Annotated in this window: 17 protein-coding genes and 1 pseudogene; 5 read left to right on the forward strand and 13 right to left on the reverse strand. The window is 67.7% G+C overall.

Translation table 11 applies throughout. The features are described from left to right. The 4 genes from ACYVE9_RS04560 to ACYVE9_RS04575 all read left to right on the forward strand — a co-directional run. Window positions 1–663, forward strand: a 663-nt coding sequence (locus ACYVE9_RS04560; RefSeq protein WP_461026393.1) for a hypothetical protein, incomplete at its 5' end; no start/stop codon positions are given. 151 nt (window positions 664–814) lie between these two features. Then, complete coding sequence (locus ACYVE9_RS04565; RefSeq protein ID WP_461026394.1) at window positions 815–1,663, forward strand: hypothetical protein; 849 nt, start codon at window positions 815–817, stop codon at window positions 1,661–1,663. A 168-nt stretch (window positions 1,664–1,831) separates the two neighbouring features. Beyond that, a complete protein-coding gene (locus tag ACYVE9_RS04570) occupies window positions 1,832–2,896 on the forward strand; it encodes a hypothetical protein (protein ID WP_461026395.1) in 1,065 nt (354 codons plus the stop codon). A 358-nt stretch (window positions 2,897–3,254) separates the two neighbouring features. Continuing rightward, a complete protein-coding gene (locus tag ACYVE9_RS04575) occupies window positions 3,255–5,783 on the forward strand; it encodes a hypothetical protein (RefSeq protein ID WP_461026396.1) in 2,529 nt (842 codons plus the stop codon). Here ACYVE9_RS04575 and ACYVE9_RS04580 read toward each other — a convergent pair. From ACYVE9_RS04580 to ACYVE9_RS04605, 6 genes are all read right to left on the reverse strand, one after another. Further along, window positions 5,762–6,361 carry a hypothetical protein gene (locus ACYVE9_RS04580; RefSeq protein ID WP_461026397.1) on the reverse strand — a complete coding sequence of 200 codons (600 nt, stop codon included), beginning with the start codon at window positions 6,359–6,361 and terminating at the stop codon, window positions 5,762–5,764. The two genes, ACYVE9_RS04575 and ACYVE9_RS04580, sit on opposite strands and share 22 nt — an antisense overlap. A gap of 112 nt (window positions 6,362–6,473) precedes the next feature. Then, window positions 6,474–7,085 (reverse strand): hypothetical protein, encoded by a 612-nt coding sequence (locus ACYVE9_RS04585; RefSeq protein WP_461026398.1) that lies wholly within the window; start codon window positions 7,083–7,085, stop codon window positions 6,474–6,476. A 639-nt stretch (window positions 7,086–7,724) separates the two neighbouring features. Next, a complete protein-coding gene (locus ACYVE9_RS04590) occupies window positions 7,725–8,012 on the reverse strand; it encodes an immunity 53 family protein (RefSeq protein ID WP_461026399.1) in 288 nt (95 codons plus the stop codon). Between the two features lie 72 nt (window positions 8,013–8,084). Beyond that, entirely contained in the window at window positions 8,085–8,444 is a 360-nt protein-coding gene (locus tag ACYVE9_RS04595) for a hypothetical protein (RefSeq protein ID WP_461026400.1), read from the reverse strand. 311 nt (window positions 8,445–8,755) lie between these two features. Next, complete coding sequence (locus ACYVE9_RS04600; RefSeq protein WP_461026401.1) at window positions 8,756–9,748, reverse strand: hypothetical protein; 993 nt, start codon at window positions 9,746–9,748, stop codon at window positions 8,756–8,758. A 476-nt stretch (window positions 9,749–10,224) separates the two neighbouring features. Then, entirely contained in the window at window positions 10,225–10,659 is a 435-nt protein-coding gene (locus ACYVE9_RS04605) for an Imm10 family immunity protein (protein ID WP_461026402.1), read from the reverse strand. A gap of 515 nt (window positions 10,660–11,174) precedes the next feature. On the opposite strand from ACYVE9_RS04605, the gene ACYVE9_RS04610 reads away from it, so the two are divergent. Further along, the gene (locus ACYVE9_RS04610) at window positions 11,175–11,360 is read left to right on the forward strand and encodes a hypothetical protein (RefSeq protein WP_461026403.1); all 186 of its coding nucleotides are present in this window, start codon (window positions 11,175–11,177) and stop codon (window positions 11,358–11,360) included. A 270-nt stretch (window positions 11,361–11,630) separates the two neighbouring features. Here ACYVE9_RS04610 and ACYVE9_RS04615 read toward each other — a convergent pair whose 3' ends face one another. The 7 genes and pseudogenes from ACYVE9_RS04615 to ACYVE9_RS04645 all read right to left on the reverse strand — a co-directional run bounded on the left by ACYVE9_RS04615 (window position 11,631) and on the right by ACYVE9_RS04645 (window position 16,551). Further along, window positions 11,631–11,891, reverse strand: a complete 261-nt coding sequence (locus tag ACYVE9_RS04615; protein WP_461026404.1) for a DUF7660 family protein — start codon at window positions 11,889–11,891, stop codon at window positions 11,631–11,633. A 27-nt stretch (window positions 11,892–11,918) separates the two neighbouring features. Next, window positions 11,919–12,176 carry a hypothetical protein gene (locus ACYVE9_RS04620; protein ID WP_461026405.1) on the reverse strand — a complete coding sequence of 86 codons (258 nt, stop codon included), beginning with the start codon at window positions 12,174–12,176 and terminating at the stop codon, window positions 11,919–11,921. Between the two features lie 80 nt (window positions 12,177–12,256). Next, window positions 12,257–13,129: a tRNA pseudouridine(38-40) synthase TruA gene (truA, locus tag ACYVE9_RS04625; RefSeq protein ID WP_461026406.1), complete on the reverse strand. Its 873-nt coding sequence runs from the start codon at window positions 13,127–13,129 to the stop codon at window positions 12,257–12,259. A 138-nt stretch (window positions 13,130–13,267) separates the two neighbouring features. Then, on the reverse strand, window positions 13,268–13,867 hold the full coding sequence (rplQ, locus tag ACYVE9_RS04630; RefSeq protein ID WP_461026407.1) for a 50S ribosomal protein L17: 600 nt from the start codon (window positions 13,865–13,867) through the stop codon (window positions 13,268–13,270). Between the two features lie 203 nt (window positions 13,868–14,070). Beyond that, window positions 14,071–15,093 carry a DNA-directed RNA polymerase subunit alpha gene (locus ACYVE9_RS04635; RefSeq protein ID WP_461026408.1) on the reverse strand — a complete coding sequence of 341 codons (1,023 nt, stop codon included), beginning with the start codon at window positions 15,091–15,093 and terminating at the stop codon, window positions 14,071–14,073. 205 nt (window positions 15,094–15,298) lie between these two features. Beyond that, a pseudogene (locus tag ACYVE9_RS04640) lies at window positions 15,299–15,838 on the reverse strand (MFS transporter); the annotation flags it as partial. Window positions 15,839–16,005: 167 nt separating this feature from the next. Continuing rightward, window positions 16,006–16,551, reverse strand: coding sequence for a methylated-DNA--[protein]-cysteine S-methyltransferase (locus ACYVE9_RS04645; protein ID WP_461026409.1), 546 nt, complete (start codon window positions 16,549–16,551; stop codon window positions 16,006–16,008). Window positions 16,552–16,607 lie beyond the last annotated feature (56 nt).

Below are 16,607 nucleotides of genomic sequence, written 5' to 3' on the forward strand. Positions count from 1 at the left end.
CACCCGGGGGCCCGGGTCGTCGAGACGGTGTCGGCCCCCCGGGTGGCGGCCAGGGACGAGAGACGACGGGAGACCGGAATGCAGGTGGATGCGGCCTCGTGGCTGTCGCTGGTGACACGCACCTCGGTCGCGGCGGCGACCGCCACCGTCACGCTGACCGAACCGGACGGCCCGCACCGGCAGCTCTCCGAACACCGGCTCGCCGCCGACGACCTGCGGCACTGGACGTACGAGGTGCGCGGCGACGGCGAGGAGGAGCGGCGGTCCTGCGACGGCCGCGAACTCGTCCAGACCGCGGGCGGCAGGACCGTACGGTCGGCGTTCCCCGCGGCGCCCGCGCCCACCGACGACCCGTGGTACTTCTCCTCCTGGCCGGGAGTCGTGGACGCGTGGCTGGTGGAGATGCTGCGGCCGGTGGACCTGCTCGCCCGCGTCGTGGTGTCAGCCGTCGACCCCGCGCAAGCGGGCGCGGAGGTGCAGATGCGGGCCACCCCGATGGGCAACGAGCCCTCCCCCTACAGCGGTTTCGCGCAGCCGGACGGTCGCTCGCTGACCCTGCTGCTCGACGCCCGCCGGGGCTGCTTCAGCGAGGTGACGGTCACCCATGCCGGCGAGAGCGGTCGGGCCCACCGTCTGACGCACCGGCTGATCCGCTTCGAGTGACCGCTGCCGCAGGTCCGCGGCGAGCGCCGCACCCGCCCGACGCGCGGCCAACTCTGCCTGGACAACGAACCGGTGTCGTTACGGCCGCCGGTGGTGCCGGCGGCGCCACTCCCCTGCGGTCACCGGTGGGCCCGCCGCTAGGATGCGGGCCATGAGCTTTGGGCAAGGGGGGCCGCCCTGGGGACCCGGGGGCCCCTCCGCGGAGCCGCAGACACCGGACTGGAACGCGCTCGCCGAGCAGGCCGAGGCCGCCAGGGCCCGGAAGCGACGCCTGCTGCTGATCGGCGGTGGCGCGTTGGCGACGGTCGCGGTGGCCGCCGTGGTCGCGACGCTGGTCGTCAGCGGAGGCGGCGCCCCCTCCGACCGGCCGTCCTCCGCCCTGCCCACGCCGGAGCAGCTGCCGTCCAGTCCCGCCCAGCCGCAGCCGACGTTCAGCGAGGCACCGCCGCCCCCGAACCCGCAGGAGTTCATCTCCGACCCGGAGAAGGACACCGCGCCGATCAGCGCCGCGACCCTCTTCCCCGGCAAGGTGATGGAGGTCGAGGACCGCACCTACACGAAGACCGCGAGCGGCTCCAGCAAAAACTGCGCCAGCGTCGCCACCGCCGCACTCGGACCGGTCCTGACCGCGAACGACTGCCGGGAGGTCCACCGCGCGACGTACACGCGGGACGGCATCGTGATCACCGTGGGCATCGCCGTCTTCGACTCCCCGGCCGCGGCGAAGAAGGCCAAGGACAACGCGCAGCCCAACATCGCGCCGCTGCCCGGCGGCGGCACACCCGAGTTCTGCCGGTTCTCCGCCTGCCGCACCACCGCCAACTCCGTCGGCCGCTACGGCTACTTCACCGTCTCCGGCTACCTGGACGGCACCGACGTGACGGCCGAGGAGACGAAGGCCCGCGCCGCCGGCCTGGACGTCGCCCGCCACGCCTTCGGCCAGATCCGCCAACGCGGCGAGCAGCAGGCGACGGCGGCGGCGACCAACGTCCCCGACTGAACCGCGGGGCCCGGCAATGCCGTTGACACTCCGTACCGCCGGCCACGGCTCGAACACCGCCCGCTACCATCAGCGACGCAGCTCGGCCGACGGGTCCGGGCACACCGCCGACGGCCCGGTGCTCCGCCCGGTCCGGTCGCGACGCGAAACGACACAGAGGCAGGGGCCATGTCCGAGCAACCAGGCATGGACGGCAGCAGCGGACATCCCACCGCGTGGATCAAGCCGGGGGTCGTCCCGCTCCATCCGCTGTACGCCGGTGACATCCTCAGCGGCAGCCTCCAGACGCTGAAGCAGTACCGGGGCCCGCTCTACGGCGTGGTCTACGGCGTCGCGGGGGTCGCGTCGCTGATCGTCGGCATCGCCGCGGTGATCGCCCACTCGATGGCGGGTGACCTGCTCTGGGACCTCGTCGAGGGCTGGGAGTACGCCACCCACGGCATCACCACCTCCGAGCACGGCATGCTGGTCGGCGCCCTGGCCCTGGTGGTGGCGGTGCTCGTCGTGGTGGCCGTGGTGGCCGCCACGCTGATCCAGGGCGCGTCGGTGGTCGTCACCTCGTACGCCGTCCTGGGACGTACCGTCACCGCGGCCGAGGTGTGGCGGAAGACCCGCGCCCGCTTCTGGCCCCTGCTCGGCACCGGTCTGATCACCGGCACAGCCGTCTCCGTGCCCGTGCTGCTCGGGTTCCAGGTCCTCACCGGTCCGATCTTCCTCGGTGACCCGGGAAGCCGCAGCGCACTCACCCAACTCCTGGCCGTGCTCGTACTGTTCGGCTGTCTTACCGCCGGGGCGTACCTCTACGTCCGCCTGCACCTGGCCGCTCCGGCGTGCGTGCTGGAGGACCAGTCGCCCATGGTGGCCGTACGGCGCTCCTGGCGGCTGCTGCACCGGGCCTGGTGGCAGGCGTTCGGCGTCGCCGCGCTGGTCCGGATACTCGTCATGGTCGCCGACCAGATCGCGCAGTTCGTCGTGATGACGGTCGCCATGGTCCTCATCGTCCCGGCCCTGACGAACTTCGAGTCGGACCTCGGCCTGCTGGTGGTCGCGATGATCGCCGTCGGACTGCCGCTGATGGCCGCGTCGCTGGTCACCACGCCCTACCCCTACGCGGCGGGGGCCCTGCTCTACACCGACCGCCGCATCCGCACCGAACGCTTCGACCTGCAACTGGCCGCCCTGGCCCGCCCCCAGCCGCCAACGGACGACCAGCCCCCGGCGGACCAGCCGTAGGCACCGCACAACCGGCCGACCACACACGCACGGGTTCCACACATGTCAAGCTTTCCGCCTCCGGGACCACAGCCGGACGCGCCGGATACGCCGGCGCCGCCTGGCTGGTCGACCGTGCTGATGGAGGGCGCCCGCCGCCGCAACGGTGCCGTTCACGTGCGCCGTCACCTGACCGCTCCACACCGACCGCCGCATCCGGACCGAGGACCTCGCCTCCGTCCTGCCAGCCGCCGCCGGCCCCGGCCCTTGGCACCCCCAGCCACCGGACCCGCCCACCTGACCCGCGCCATGCCTTGACCCGCACTGCCCTGGCCTGCCCTGACCCGCACTGTCCGCCACCCCGTCGAAGGACCCCCTCTTGCGTTCCCCGTTCGCCATGTCCCGCATGCTCAAGCACGCCCCGTCCGTCAGAGCCGGGCTGCCGCCCGCCGATGCCCTGGAGTTGGACCCCGACGACCCCGGCCTCCACGCCGCCCGGCTCGCCGCCTCCGCCGGTGACCACCTCCCCCCTGCCCGCCTGCTGGCCGCCACCCGGCAGCAACGGGACTGGGCCCTCCGCAGCACCCACGTGTGGGGGCTCGCCCGGCACGCCGAGCACCACACGGGGTGGCTCGACACCTGGCTGAACGTTTCCCCTGAAGACCCGGACGCCCTCCTGGTCAAGTCAGCCTGGTTCATCAACCACGCCTGGGCGATCCGCACCGGCCAGCGGGCGAAGCACGTTGACGAGGACCGCTTCAAGGCGTTCTTCGCCGTCCTCCACGACGCCGTGCCGACACTGAGCGAGGCCGCGCGTCTCAACCCCGGCGACCCGGTGCCGATCCAGCTCGCCCTCACCCATGCCCGGGGCGTCCAGGCGCCGCGTGAGGTCTTCGACACCTACTGGGCCGAAGCCCTCGACCGGGACCCGCACGACTTCGGCTGCCACGAGACGGCACTCCAGTACCTGTGTGACAAGTGGTACGGCTCGCACGAGGAGATGTTCGCCTTCGCCGAGCACGCCGCCGACGACGCGCCCCCGGACTCCAAGCTGCGTCTGCTGCCGCTGTTCGCCGCCATCGAGTACGTGGTCGTCTCCGACAACACCGCAGCCGACGACGGCCCGATCACGGAGAACCGCGTCGATGCCGCGATCACGCGCGCCCAGGCACTCGCCGCCCGCTGCACCCCCGGAGACCCGCGCACCGCCGACGTCCACAACCACCTCGCGCTGATGCTCAACCTGTGGGGGCGACCGCACGAGGCCCTCGAGCAGTTCCGGGCCGCCGGGACGCACGTCACCAAGTTCCCCTGGGTGTTCCTGGGCGGCGACCCCCGCGAGACCTTCGCCGAACAGCGCGAGGAGGCCTGTCTCCAGATAGCGGCCCAGATCCCCTTCTTCGGCTCACCCCCGGCGCGGACGGCAGCACCGGGCGGAACACCGGCAGGCGCAGATCCGGTGCCCGACGACCACCCCCACGAGCCCACCGCCGCCCCCACTGCTGCCGCAGGGCCCGGGACGCAGCGGACGTGGTCGCTGGGCATCGCCACCGCCCGCCCCGACGCCGTCGCCGACAGCGCGTCGATGTCCGGCGTCCGTCTGCACGTCGCCCCGGCCGGGTCCGCCCACAGCTACGTCGAACGCGCCGCCGATCCGGCGCCCACCAAGCGCTCCGAGTTCGGCGCCCGAACCGTCACGGACGCCGCCGGCATCTTCACCACCGGCGAGACCTGGCCGGCCCTCGTGCTGCACCGCAGCGGCGAGCGTCACGGCTTCACCCTCGTGCACAAGGGCAAGGAGACCGCGTCCCACTGGTGGGACCCGCGCGCCGGCGTCACCGACCACACCGAGGCCACCGCCACCGCCGAGGCCCTCGCGGTCGCCTTCCACCTGCCCGACCCGCGCGCACTCACCCAACGGCTCCGCGCCCAGGGCGACCCCCGCCAACAACTGGACGCCCTGCTCACCGCTCTGTCCCTGCCCGCGCTGCCCGACGGCCTGGACGACCGTCCCGAAGTCCTCGCCACCGCCCCAGGCACCCGACTCGTCGAACGCCGCAGCCTGCGCGACGGCTTCAAGCAGGTCTTCTCCTCCGGCGACGACGTACCGACCACCGCGCCCCCGGCACCGGCCACCCCCGCACCGCCACCTGGTGGCTGCTGCGCATCGTCGGCCTCGTCGCGTTCACCGGCCTCGCCGCCTACGCCTGGTGGTCCCCCGACGTCGGCTGGTTCCGCGCCTCCCTCGCCACCTTCGGCGCCGCCTACCTCGCCAAACAACTCATCGACGCCCGCCTCCACCCGGACGGAGCGAAGTAGGCGTCGCGGCTCCCACCTCCGTCCCCGACTGCGCCCGGGACCAGCGTCGGGGCCTGCTGCCCAACACCAGCGGGCCCCGGCGGGACGTCACCTCAACAACGCACGGTGGGAACTGCTCAACTCAGCGGCGACGACGCATCTCATCCGCCAGCACCTGGATGACCTGCACCATCTCGTCGTCCACCGTCAGCGGAGCCGCCAGCGTTTCGATCCATTCAGGCAGGTCGGCGGCATCCGACTCACCCCGCTCCGGATGCAGGAACAGCCCTACGTGCGATCACGCCCCAACGATGCCGGTACTCCGAAAGCTGATACCAGTCGACCAGGGCAGGCACACTTCCCGGCGTGTCGCTCGACCGCATCCCCGAGATCAGCCCTTCACGCAGACGATTCAAGGCAGAGGCATGGACGGGACTACCGTTCATGCCGTCCGAGTCACTGGACAGTTCGAACTCCAGCTCCATACCAACGCGCAGAAGCGCTTGCACTTGGGCAAGGTCGTCAAATTCGATCAGCTCTAACACGAGAATTTCGTACTCAAATCGAAAAAGCCGTCTACGTCTGTGATTACGCTGGTTCAGTCGACTGAGATGGAACCTCGATAGTTCTGCTCTCAGCGCTCCACTCGTCGGGAGTCCTCAGCATCGGGTACTCCTGCCGGACCTCGATCCGGGAGCCCACCACCTCGTCAGCGCCAACGAACTGCACCCTGAACCTGCGCTCAGGGTAGGCAGCTCCGAGCCGCGCCTGCCACGTCTGAGTCAGCACCGACCCGAGCTCCGCATGAGCGGCCTCGCTGAACTGGTCGGGCCCTCTAATCTGGCGAAAGATCTGATGAATTTCGAACGAGTTGAAGCTGTCGACAGCCCTCTCCCAGGACATCGACGACCAGTCCTGACTGACGGCCGGACCCTGAAGGCGCGACGAGATGTATTCCCCGTCTTCACCCCAAAGAGCCACAAAGACAGCGCCATGAAACTCGACCAGCTTCGGCCAGTAGAGACGAGAGTACAAGAGCGCCAGCACCGCGTCACCTATTTCACTGATATAGGAAACAGGATCAAGCGAATCCACCTCGGGAAATGACGCGTGGAGGATGCGCCCCACGGAAGCATCGCTACGACAGTCCTCACGACCGGCCAAGATCTCTCCATCCGGGTCCACCATGCTACGACCCCTCTCCTATGCCTATTCAGTCCCGCAGTTCGGATATGGACGTTCGACCTATAGCCCCAACTGGCCCACAGAGGTGGCCAGCCACTACAAATACGAACGACCCCTACTGCATCCTTTCGCTCGGAGATCCGTAGTTGGCGGTCAAATCTGCAGCAAAAGCTGCTGGAACAGGCCGCCCACCGAAAGCCATTGGAAGATAGGACTCCAAGGTACCTGACACGTCCAGGAAGGGCCCAAACCGAGCGCACCATTCACTGCGCGCTGCCGTATCGGGGAAACCCTCAAATACAGCCACCTCTGTATCTCTCTCGCCCCAACACCCCCACTTTGCAGATTTTCCAGTCAGTGCGACGACATTCGCCGAGATGGAGATCGATCCCAGCGCGTCACCGCCTGACTCGAACCCGATCGCAGCCCAGTAGTCGTCCTCACTGGCCTCGACGGGTAGCGATACGGCCGGGCACCCCAGCCCCTCGGGGACATAGAAGTCTTCACATTTCGGCTCGAGAACCAGCAGTTCGATACGGTCATCTCCGTGCCACCCGGCCATCGCACAGAGCGCCGGCCAGATTTCCGGAGCGAGGATCACGTCGAACTCGCAGAACAACGAGACCCCGGCACGCTCCCTGAAAACCTGGTCGGGGAATCTGGCGTCGAGATCAAAGGTCGCCGCACTGCGGGAGCGAATGGCAAGATACTCGTCACGATCCGCCATGAGCGACCCCTCGCCTTCCATCAGTCATCCCCCATCCTGATCTTGATGTCAGCCTTCTTCGAGCTCACCCTGTAGTGGTTCACTGTCCACCCATCGATAGCCTTGGCCGTCCCCCCCATCGAAAGGGCCGCGCCCCGCGCCTCTGGTAATCGGTATTCGGTACTCGGCGGCCCCCTATCCATGCGAGTCCACTGTTGACCTCCAGGTTTGTCTCCGAACCTCGCCTGACACCGCGTAGTACGTGTGCTAGCGACAATCAGGTTGTGGACAGCGCCTGCTTGGCCTGCGCTGGACCGCTTCGAGATGGACGCACGTTCCCGTGCCTGGCCAGAGCTAGCCGATCGCCCGGTCCGTCACGTCGAGCCATTCACTGAGTTCGGGGATCCAGAAGGGGTGCCCGTCGGTGGCTGCCATCTCTGCGGTTCGGTAACCCTTCTCACCGTCAATGCCGAGGGGAATCTTTATGAGATGCTTTGGCGTCGCTTCTGGAGATCTCGCGAGGCAAGAAAGGGTGAAAGTACCCGGCGTTACATCTGCTGGGCACTCTCACGTTGCGACTAGGAAACTGATTTCGATCCAGTCGCTTGGCGATCGAAATCCCACTTCAACTTCCCCGTCAAACTGCCACAAAAATTTGACTCAGGGACCAGAAAACTCGATGAATGATTCAATCACCCTCTCTAGGGAACTTGGATCACATGCCGCAACTAACTTCTTTCCGTCACTTCTCATCGACACCCATCGCCCGCCGGATGATTCATCTTCGCTGTCACACGTACGCCCGCACAGCGAAGTTCTCTCCAAGTCAACAGTGAGCATCCACCCGGGATTATCAATCGTCTCGATCTGGATACCGTAGGAATGCTCCCAGTCTCCATCACAGTTGCACGCGTACCACTGCTGTAGACGCTTCAGCGGGGAAGTCACGGATACCTCCTCGGAATCTCCCAGGGTTGCGCTGGGGCTACCGTACTGCCCGGAACGTCCTTGTCGCCACTCCTAACTGGGCCATGGCTTCATCCCTTCCGGCGCATGAACACAGACGAGAGGACGGTCCGCGCTGACCATCAGATCCAAGCCTTCACAAGGAGTGCTGCCAATACTCCAGACAAGGCCGTTCGCATAAGCAGCCAGAGCCCCATCCTGTCGCATGAATACATGCGAATAACTGAGCCACCAGCCAACGGGAAACCACGAGCCGCCCACGACTGAGCCGATCTCCGCCGCTTCCCCCAGATGCCTGCCTCCGACCCCCACCGCATCGACAATGAACGGCTCACCGTTGATGAAGTTCGGGCCGTGTTCACGAACCGGACCAATTTTCATCCCCCGGAGCGCCGCGAGAAATTCGGTTGCCATTGAACTAGGGGCATACCCATGGCTTTCAAAGCCCGCATATCGGAGGAAACATCGAGGCATCGACCAGGGTACCAGCCGGCCAGCCGCAAGGCAGAAACCGTTACCGGGTTCAATTGGGACGCGAAATCCGCAGTGGCACCACACACCAGTAATTCACCCCCAAGCTGTCCCTCACTCGACGACAAGCCTTACACGGGCGGCCGGAGCCCCGCGATAACCCTTGATCACATCTAACAGCGTTAACGAAGCTGTTGCCGATCGGACAACTCGCCGTCTCCGGCTCCGCAGCCGCGTTCACACCTGCCGCGACCTCAGCCACGTTCGGTTGCCCACGCGTTGACGATCAAGTGCATCTCTCGCACAGGCAGGGCGGGGTTGGTGGCTGCGGCGGCGGCAACCAACGGATCGGAGTCGTATCGAAGAGCGACTACGTGCTGCACTGTGGTGCCGGGATTGCGCGCGCAGCGGTAGCGAACACTCCTGCTGTCATCTCGGCACAGGGACGCGAGCAGAGAGGCCGGGCAGCGCTCGCTTCGAGCCAGGGCAGCCCGAACCCGCTCGGCAGGGTCAGCCGCGAACCCTTTCAGGAGATCGGGCGGGCACTGCGGAGATCGTGCCACCTGCGACCGCACCCACGGGTCGGAGGACGGCGCATAGGCCCGCAGAGTCGCCGCCCCCACTCGCAAGGTGCTCAGCACCGCCCGACGAACTTCCGAGTCGTCGTGGGATGCCATGAGCTCCAGGGTTTCCGTACCACACGCTGGATTTCTCGCTATGGCCAGGAGCACGGCCGGATCGTCCCACAGGGCAGAGGCAAGCCGGCCGAGTAGACGGGCGTGAACAACGGTGGCCGCAAGGTCCGCTGCTGGAAGACCCTCCGCAAAAACCCTGTTGATGACGTCAGTCGGGACGGAGACGTTGGCAAGAAGCCCGAGCCTGACTTCACGGGATTCGTCCCCGCCCAAACGCCTGGACAGCGCCGCGGGCAAAGCCGGGTTCCGGGCAAGGCGTGCGCGGACTTCCACCGAAGAGCTCGCTGCCAAGCGCTCTGCCGCACGTTCGGGAAGCGCCGCATTGACGCTCATTCCGAGGAGCACGGCTATGTCGTCGGTCACCAGCGCTGTGTCAAGCGCGTTGGGCGGCAGCGTGATGTTGGCCGCAGCCGCCCGGCGCACCTCCGCATCCGCGTCTGCACAGAGCATCCGCAACACATCGGGGTCACTCGCGGGTCGCTGCGCCACAGCAGCTCTCACTTGGCTCTGGGGACTTCGAGCCAGCTTCGCGGCCCGCCACTCAGGAAGCATCCGGCTTGGGGCAGAGGCGGGGTCCACCGTCTCCGCCCCAAGCCGGTCGCGGAGCAGACACTGCGACAGAACGTCCAGGGCGTCACGGCGCAGCGCTGCGGTCCACTCTCCACGTCCGCCCCGCTTAATCACTCTGCGGAGCAGACTCGACGGCAACGCCCGGTTCGCCAGCAGGCCCTGGAGCAGATGGCCGGGAGCATGGACTCCGCCGTGATTTCTTCTTTCGTCGCCCAACCGAAAAGCCCCGCGAGTACGCACCTGCTGGGCTTCATTCTTGCTAACGCTATAACCCGTTCCTTGGTTTCGATTACCCCAGGGGCAGAGACCGACTCATCATTCGATTCCCAATTTTACAGCTGCATGCCATCGACAGCGTCGGGCCAGTCCATCGATACACTTGGCAACACATTCGGATCTACCGGCAAAGACCCCGACCACCCACCTGCCACAGCTATTGTCCGCTGACGTTGCACAACCTACGCACCGGTGGGCGGCTCCCAGACGTCCAACCCAATCATATCCGGCCGCTTCTCGGGAGGGCCCCAGTCCAGAATCTCACGAAGCTTCCGAGACAAATGTCCCTCATCCACCCGCGTCTTGCTCAGTTCCACAGCAACGGGCGTTGAGATCTCAAGGGCCTCTGCATCCTCCGCAGCGAAATACAACGTGAGAAACGTATCGGAGAGCCGCACGCTTCGCAGACAGCCGTACACGGTGAAACCTCGCTCCGTGGAGACGCTATAGGAATCCATTCCGGACTGGATTTCCTGCTCATCTGGTTCGTACGTGGACCGCTGAATTGAGAGCGATCTCGCGACGCCGGACTCGTCCACTCCGGCAACGCCTATCTCAAGGACCTCTTCTTCTTCATAATCCTCGAAGCACCCGACCTCTTCGGCGGTCAATCTCATCGTTAGCGCCTCCTCCTTTGAACTAGCGGGACTCGGACGGCTGTCGACCGACCCATCCCGGTCCGCGCGACTTCGCGCGGACGATCACCAAGAACCTGACAAGGCTGAGAGAGTCAGCCAGCGTCTCGCAGTTCTGCAACCGAGGCCGTAATCACCTCTCCGTGCCCCTCTAGTCCGACTAGCCCTTGAGCCTTTTCTAGAAAGTACACAGAACGGGGCCTGAGCCTGCTGTCAAAAAGGCCACACGCGAAAATGAGATCAATACACGCCGTACGAGATTCAATTATCGCACTCGTTTCAAGAAATTCGACGTAGGCGGGATACCCCAGCACCACCTCTTTCATGCATTCCACTTCGGACGCCGAACCGTAGACGCTCGGATCCTCCTGACGCACCACAGCCGCCGAGACGTCTGAGAGGAGCCCAAGAATCAGATCCTCGGAATATCTCGGGCACCTCCACAGGGAGTGGACAAGACTCGAGGCCAGGGCGGTCGAGGTTTGACACAGAAGGCCGTGTGCGAATACGACGCGATCCACTCGGCGTGCTGCACCCAGCGCGGCTTCTCGATTATCTGCATGGGCAAGCTCACGCAGGGCACCCTCCAGCGCCTGAGCGCCACCGGAGACACCTTGAAGCAAACCCCAGGAATGCCGCTTCAGTTCAAGTTCCATTCCAGTTCAACCGCCCTGACCAACTAAGCACCGAAGAGTCTCAACATGTCTGGACCGAATCGAACGCCGCGCCAGCTGCCCGTGAAGCGCCACGGGCGAACTGTCGCAGCAGCCAGCCCGCCGTCTGATCGGGTCTGCCTGTGAAGCTTGCCCGGCCCAGGAGTCTCCGTTGACGTTGTCCGCAACGTCGCAGAGGCCCCGCTGGAATACTCCAACTGGGCCTCCCGAGGATTCACACTCTGCGCGGCAAGAGAACAGTGTACGTCCGCGGATTGACTATCACCAGGCGAATAGAATCTACTCATAGACCAACGCAGCGCGAAAAATCGCAGCAACCATGGCCCAGTCCGGATTCTCTGGCACGGGCTCCTTGACCACATTGGCGAAAAAACCATCCATTGCTCCTGCCCAACGCCCAGCAGAATCGACGAGAGACTGCGCGCTAGCGTTTTCCACCACTACCTTCCCTTCTCGTATATCCGCCGCCAGCCCTGTCAGGTAATTAGCCAGATCTTCCCTGCTCTGAATTTCACTCAATACCGCATCGGGCCAGGTCATCGTGACCACTCCACCGGGTCGAAGTAACTAATCAAGATTGATCTCTCGCTCTTCTTCGTGAACTTCCAGTCCGCCTGCGCCCGGCATGCCCATACCCTGCTGGGTGCCGTCCCGGTTCCAGGAGTTGGTGGAGGAGTAGATACCGGGCAGTTCACCCTCGGTCTCCGGCACCGAGTACGCCGTCTTGAACGGCTGGTACGTCGTGTCCATCGGCCTGATGACGGTGGCGAAGTACTCCTTGCCGCCGTTGACAAAGCGCAGTGCGGCCCATGCCGGCAACGACACCGCCCATGCCGCCGCCCGCAGCCGCCGTCCCCCACGTGAGGCGGCTGTCCGCCGCCCGGCGGCCACCGTCCCGAAACGCCTCAGCAGCACCCCGGGTCGGCAGCCGGGACCGTCGCGCCCGGCAGCGCGCGCCGGTTTCGCGCTTCGCGATTGCGTGCCGCCAACCGGTCGTCGGCCGGGTAGCCGACCTCCTCCAGCGTGAGGCCGTGCGGGCGCACCACATGGACCGCGGAGTCGCGGACCCCGGCGGCGAGGACCTCACCCGGCCAGCTCGGCGGACGGTGGCCGTCACCGACGAAGAGCATGGCGCCCACCAGTGAGCGGACCATGTTGTGGCAGAAGGCGTCCGCCTTGACGGTGGCCTCCAGCACGCCGTCCGGGCGGCGGACCCACCGCAGCTCCTGGAGTGTGCGGATGGTCGTCGCACCCTCGCGCTTCTTGCAGTACGCCGCGAAGTCGTGCTCCCCGAGCAGCCGCTCGGCGGCGGCGTTCATCGCGTGCTCGTCCAGCGGCCAGTTGTGCCACAGCACATGGCCGCGCTGGAGTGGGTCGACGCCGCCGGGGTGGTCGCCGACCCGGTAGGCGTAGCGGCGCCAGATCGCCGAGAAGCGGGCGTTGAAACCAGCCGGGGCCTCGCTGACGCGGTGCACCCGCACGTCCCAGGGCAGCCGCCCGGCGAGACGGCGCAGCAGGCGCTCCCGGTGCTCGGCCCACAGTTCGGCGGGCAGGTCGCAGTGGGCGACCTGCCCGCGGGCGTGCACGCCCGCGTCGGTGCGGCCGGCGACGGTCAGCTCCACGGGCTCGGTGCGGCGCAGCACCACCCGCAGCGCCTCGGCCAACTCACCCTGCACGGTACGGCGGCCGTGCTGCACGGCCCAGCCGGAGAAGTCCCTGCCGTCGTAGGACAGGTCGAGCCGCACCCGGACGTGGCCGGGCTCCGGGACGTCGCTCACGAAGGTGGTCCTCTCGGAATGGTCCGGGCTGGAGGCCCCGGCGGGGCCTTGGCGGTCGCCCCCGCCGGGGGAACGGCGGACGGGCCCGCCCCCTGAGGGGACGGGCCCGTCCGTGCACTGCGAGAAAAGCGGGGACGCTCAGGCGTCCTTCTTCTCCTCGGCCGTGCCGGCCTCGTCGGCCTTGTCGGACTCGTCGGCCTTGTCGGACTCGTCGGCCTTCTCGGAGTCCGCAGCCTCGGCGTCGGCCTGGGCCGCGTCCTTCGGCTCGTCGTCCTTGGCCGCGTCCTTCTTCAGGTCCGCGGCGGCCTTCTCGCCGGCCTTGTCCTTGGCGGAACGCTTGGTGGCGCCCTCGGCCTCACCGACCGCGGTCTGCTGCACGGTCAGGGCCTCGACCAGCTCGATGACCGCCATCGGCGCGTTGTCGCCACGGCGGTTGCCGATCTTGGTGATGCGGGTGTAGCCACCGGGACGGTTCTCGTACCGCGGGCCGATCTCCGTGAAGAGCGTGTGCACGACGCTCTTGTTCAGGATCGTCTGCATGACCTGGCGGCGGTTGTGAAGGTCGCCCTTCTTCGCCTTGGTGATCAGACGCTCCGCGACCGGGCGCAGGCGGCGGGCCTTGGCCTCGGTGGTGGTGATGCGGCCGTGCTCGAAAAGGCTGGTGGCGAGGTTGCCAAGCATGGCCTTCTGGTGCGAGGCGCTGCCGCCCAGACGGGCACCCTTTGTGGGCTTCGGCATGTCTTTCTCCTTGTTCTCTGCACCGGCCGTGTCAGGTACCGGTGTCAGGCCGACCGGGCGGACGCCCGGCCGGGAGGTCCGTCCCGGCCGGGCGTCAGAGCCCGCGGGACGGCACGAGGCCCCGGGACGGGAGCCGATGGCGCCCGTCCCGGAGTGGATCAGGGTGGTCCGAGTGGACCGGTGGCCCTGGCGGGCCGGGTGGGTCAGTACTGCTCGGTCTCGACGAAGCCCTGGTCGGCGTCGTCGTCCGCGCCGAAGGCGTCGGCGGCGGCCGTCGGGTCGAATCCGGGCGGGCTGTCCTTCAGGGCCAGGCCCATGCCGGCCAGCTTCGCCTTGACCTCGTCGATCGACTTCGCACCGAAGTTGCGGATGTCGAGCAGGTCCGCCTCGGAGCGCGCCACGAGCTCACCCACGGAGTGGATGCCCTCACGCTTGAGGCAGTTGTAGGAGCGGACGGTGAGCTCCAGCTCCTCGATCGGCAGGGCCAGGTCGGCAGCGAGCGCGGCGTCGGTGGGCGAGGGGCCCATGTCGATGCCCTCGGCGTCCACGTTCAGCTCGCGGGCCAGGCCGAACAGCTCGACCAGCGTCTTACCGGCGGAGGCCATGGCGTCGCGGGGACGCATCGACTCCTTGGTCTCGACGTCGACGATGAGCTTGTCGAAGTCGGTGCGCTGCTCGACTCGGGTCGCCTCGACCTTGTAGGTGACCTTCAGCACGGGGCTGTAGATCGAGTCGACCGGGATGCGGCCGATCTCCTGGCCGACCTGCTTGTTCTGCACCGCGGAGACGTAGCCGCGACCGCGCTCGACGGTCAGCTCCATCTCCAGCTTGCCCTTGGCGTTGAGCGTGGCCAGGACCAGGTCGGGGTTGTGCACCTCGACGCCGGCCGGCGGCGCGATGTCCGCGGCGGTGACCAGGCCGGGGCCCTGCTTGCGCAGGTACATCACGACGGGCTCGTCGTGCTCCGAGGAGACGACGAGCTGCTTGATGTTGAGGATCAGGTCGGTGACGTCGTCCTTGACGCCCGGCACGGTGGTGAACTCGTGCAGGACTCCGTCGACCCGGATGCTGGTGACAGCCGCACCGGGGATCGAGGACAGGAGCGTGCGACGCAGGGAGTTACCGAGGGTGTAGCCGAAGCCCGGCTCCAGCGGCTCGATCACGAACCGGGAACGGAACTCGTCGACGACCTCTTCGGTCAGTGAGGGGCGCTGAGCGATCAGCATGAGATGTGCCTCCAGATAATCGGCAACCGCTATTTGATGCCGAGCTGCCCGGGCTGCTGCCCGGGACCTGATACTGCAAGGGTACGGGCGACCCGCCGCATAAGCGACAGACCGCCCGCACACCAGCTGGGTACTGCTACGCGCCGTGCCACTGCGCCCGCGCTCCCCGGCGCACCGTGGGGGACCACCCCTCGGAGGCCGAGCTGGCCGCGCTGCGGCCGGCCGGTGCGGCGATGTTCGGCCCGACGACCGCGCCCACGGTCGTGGCCCACACGACGAGTGAGATGGCCCGGCCGCGCTGTGCCGGCTCGGCCAGGTCGGCGGCGGCGAACCGGGCCTGGAGGTTGGCGGAGGAGCCGGCTCCGAACGCCAGCATGCCCACCAGCAGCAGCGGGAAGCTCTCCAGCACGGCGGCGGTCACCACCACCGCACCCCCCAGCGCCCCCACCAGGTACGCCAGCGTGAGTCCGGGACGGCGGCCGCGGGCGGACATCAGGGCGGCGAGCGGCAGCGAGAGCAGCGCGGTCCCGATCACCGACGAGGTCATGGCGAGCCCGGACAGGGCCGCCGAACCGCTGATGTCCTCGGCCAGCACCGCGGCCAGCGCGATGGCCGTGGCGACCCCCAGGCCCCCGAGGATCTGGCTGACCACCAGGACCACCGTGGTGCGGCGGCGGACGGCGGGCAGATCCGGGGGCGAGTCCGTCGGGAGCGTCGTACCGGCGGCGGACGACTTGCCCGGTATGCCGTCGGAGGCGGAGGAACCGGAAGGGTGAGTCACGTCCGTAGTCTGCCAGCGCGTTGTGCGGACCGGTACGGAATACCGGACGGAAGTTCGACCCCCGCGCTGGTCCGGGGGCCGGCGGGCGGGACGTCCGTGCGGCGTGGGGACGGGGAGCGGGCCGCGGGGCGTCAGAAGAGGGGGGCGGGCAGCACGCCCTCCAGCGCGAGCAGCGCGCGCTTCGTCTCCAGCCCGCCGTTGAACCCGCCGATACCGCCGTCAGCGGCGACCACGCGGTGGCAGGGCACCACGACGGGCAGCGGGTTGGCGCCCATCGCCGCCCCCACGGCGCGGGCGGCGCCCGTCTCCCCGACCCGGCCGGCGAGTCCCTGGTAACCGATCACGCTCCCGAACGGCACCGACCCGGCCAGCGTGCGCAGCACCTCGACGTGGAACCCGGAGCAGAGCGACCAGTCCAGGGGTATGGAGAAGGCGGGCAGCTCACCGCGGAAGTAGGCGTCGAGCTGCTCGCGGGTGGTGACCAGTACCGGGTGCGCGGGATCCGCCACGGGCTCGGCGTCCAGGCGCGCGGCGAGCCGGGCCAGCACCGGTGGCGCCTCCCGCTCACCGGTGTGGAAGGCGAGCCGCACCAGCCCGTGGTCCGTCGCGGTGAGCAGCAGCGGCCCGATCGGGGTCTCGCACACGGTCCAGGCGGGTGGCCCGGCGGTCTCGGTCATGTGGCGCAGCATACGACCGGCCACTGACACCGAGGCCGCTCACCGTGGCCGGGCCC

The organism is Streptomyces sparsus (assembly GCF_054776295.1).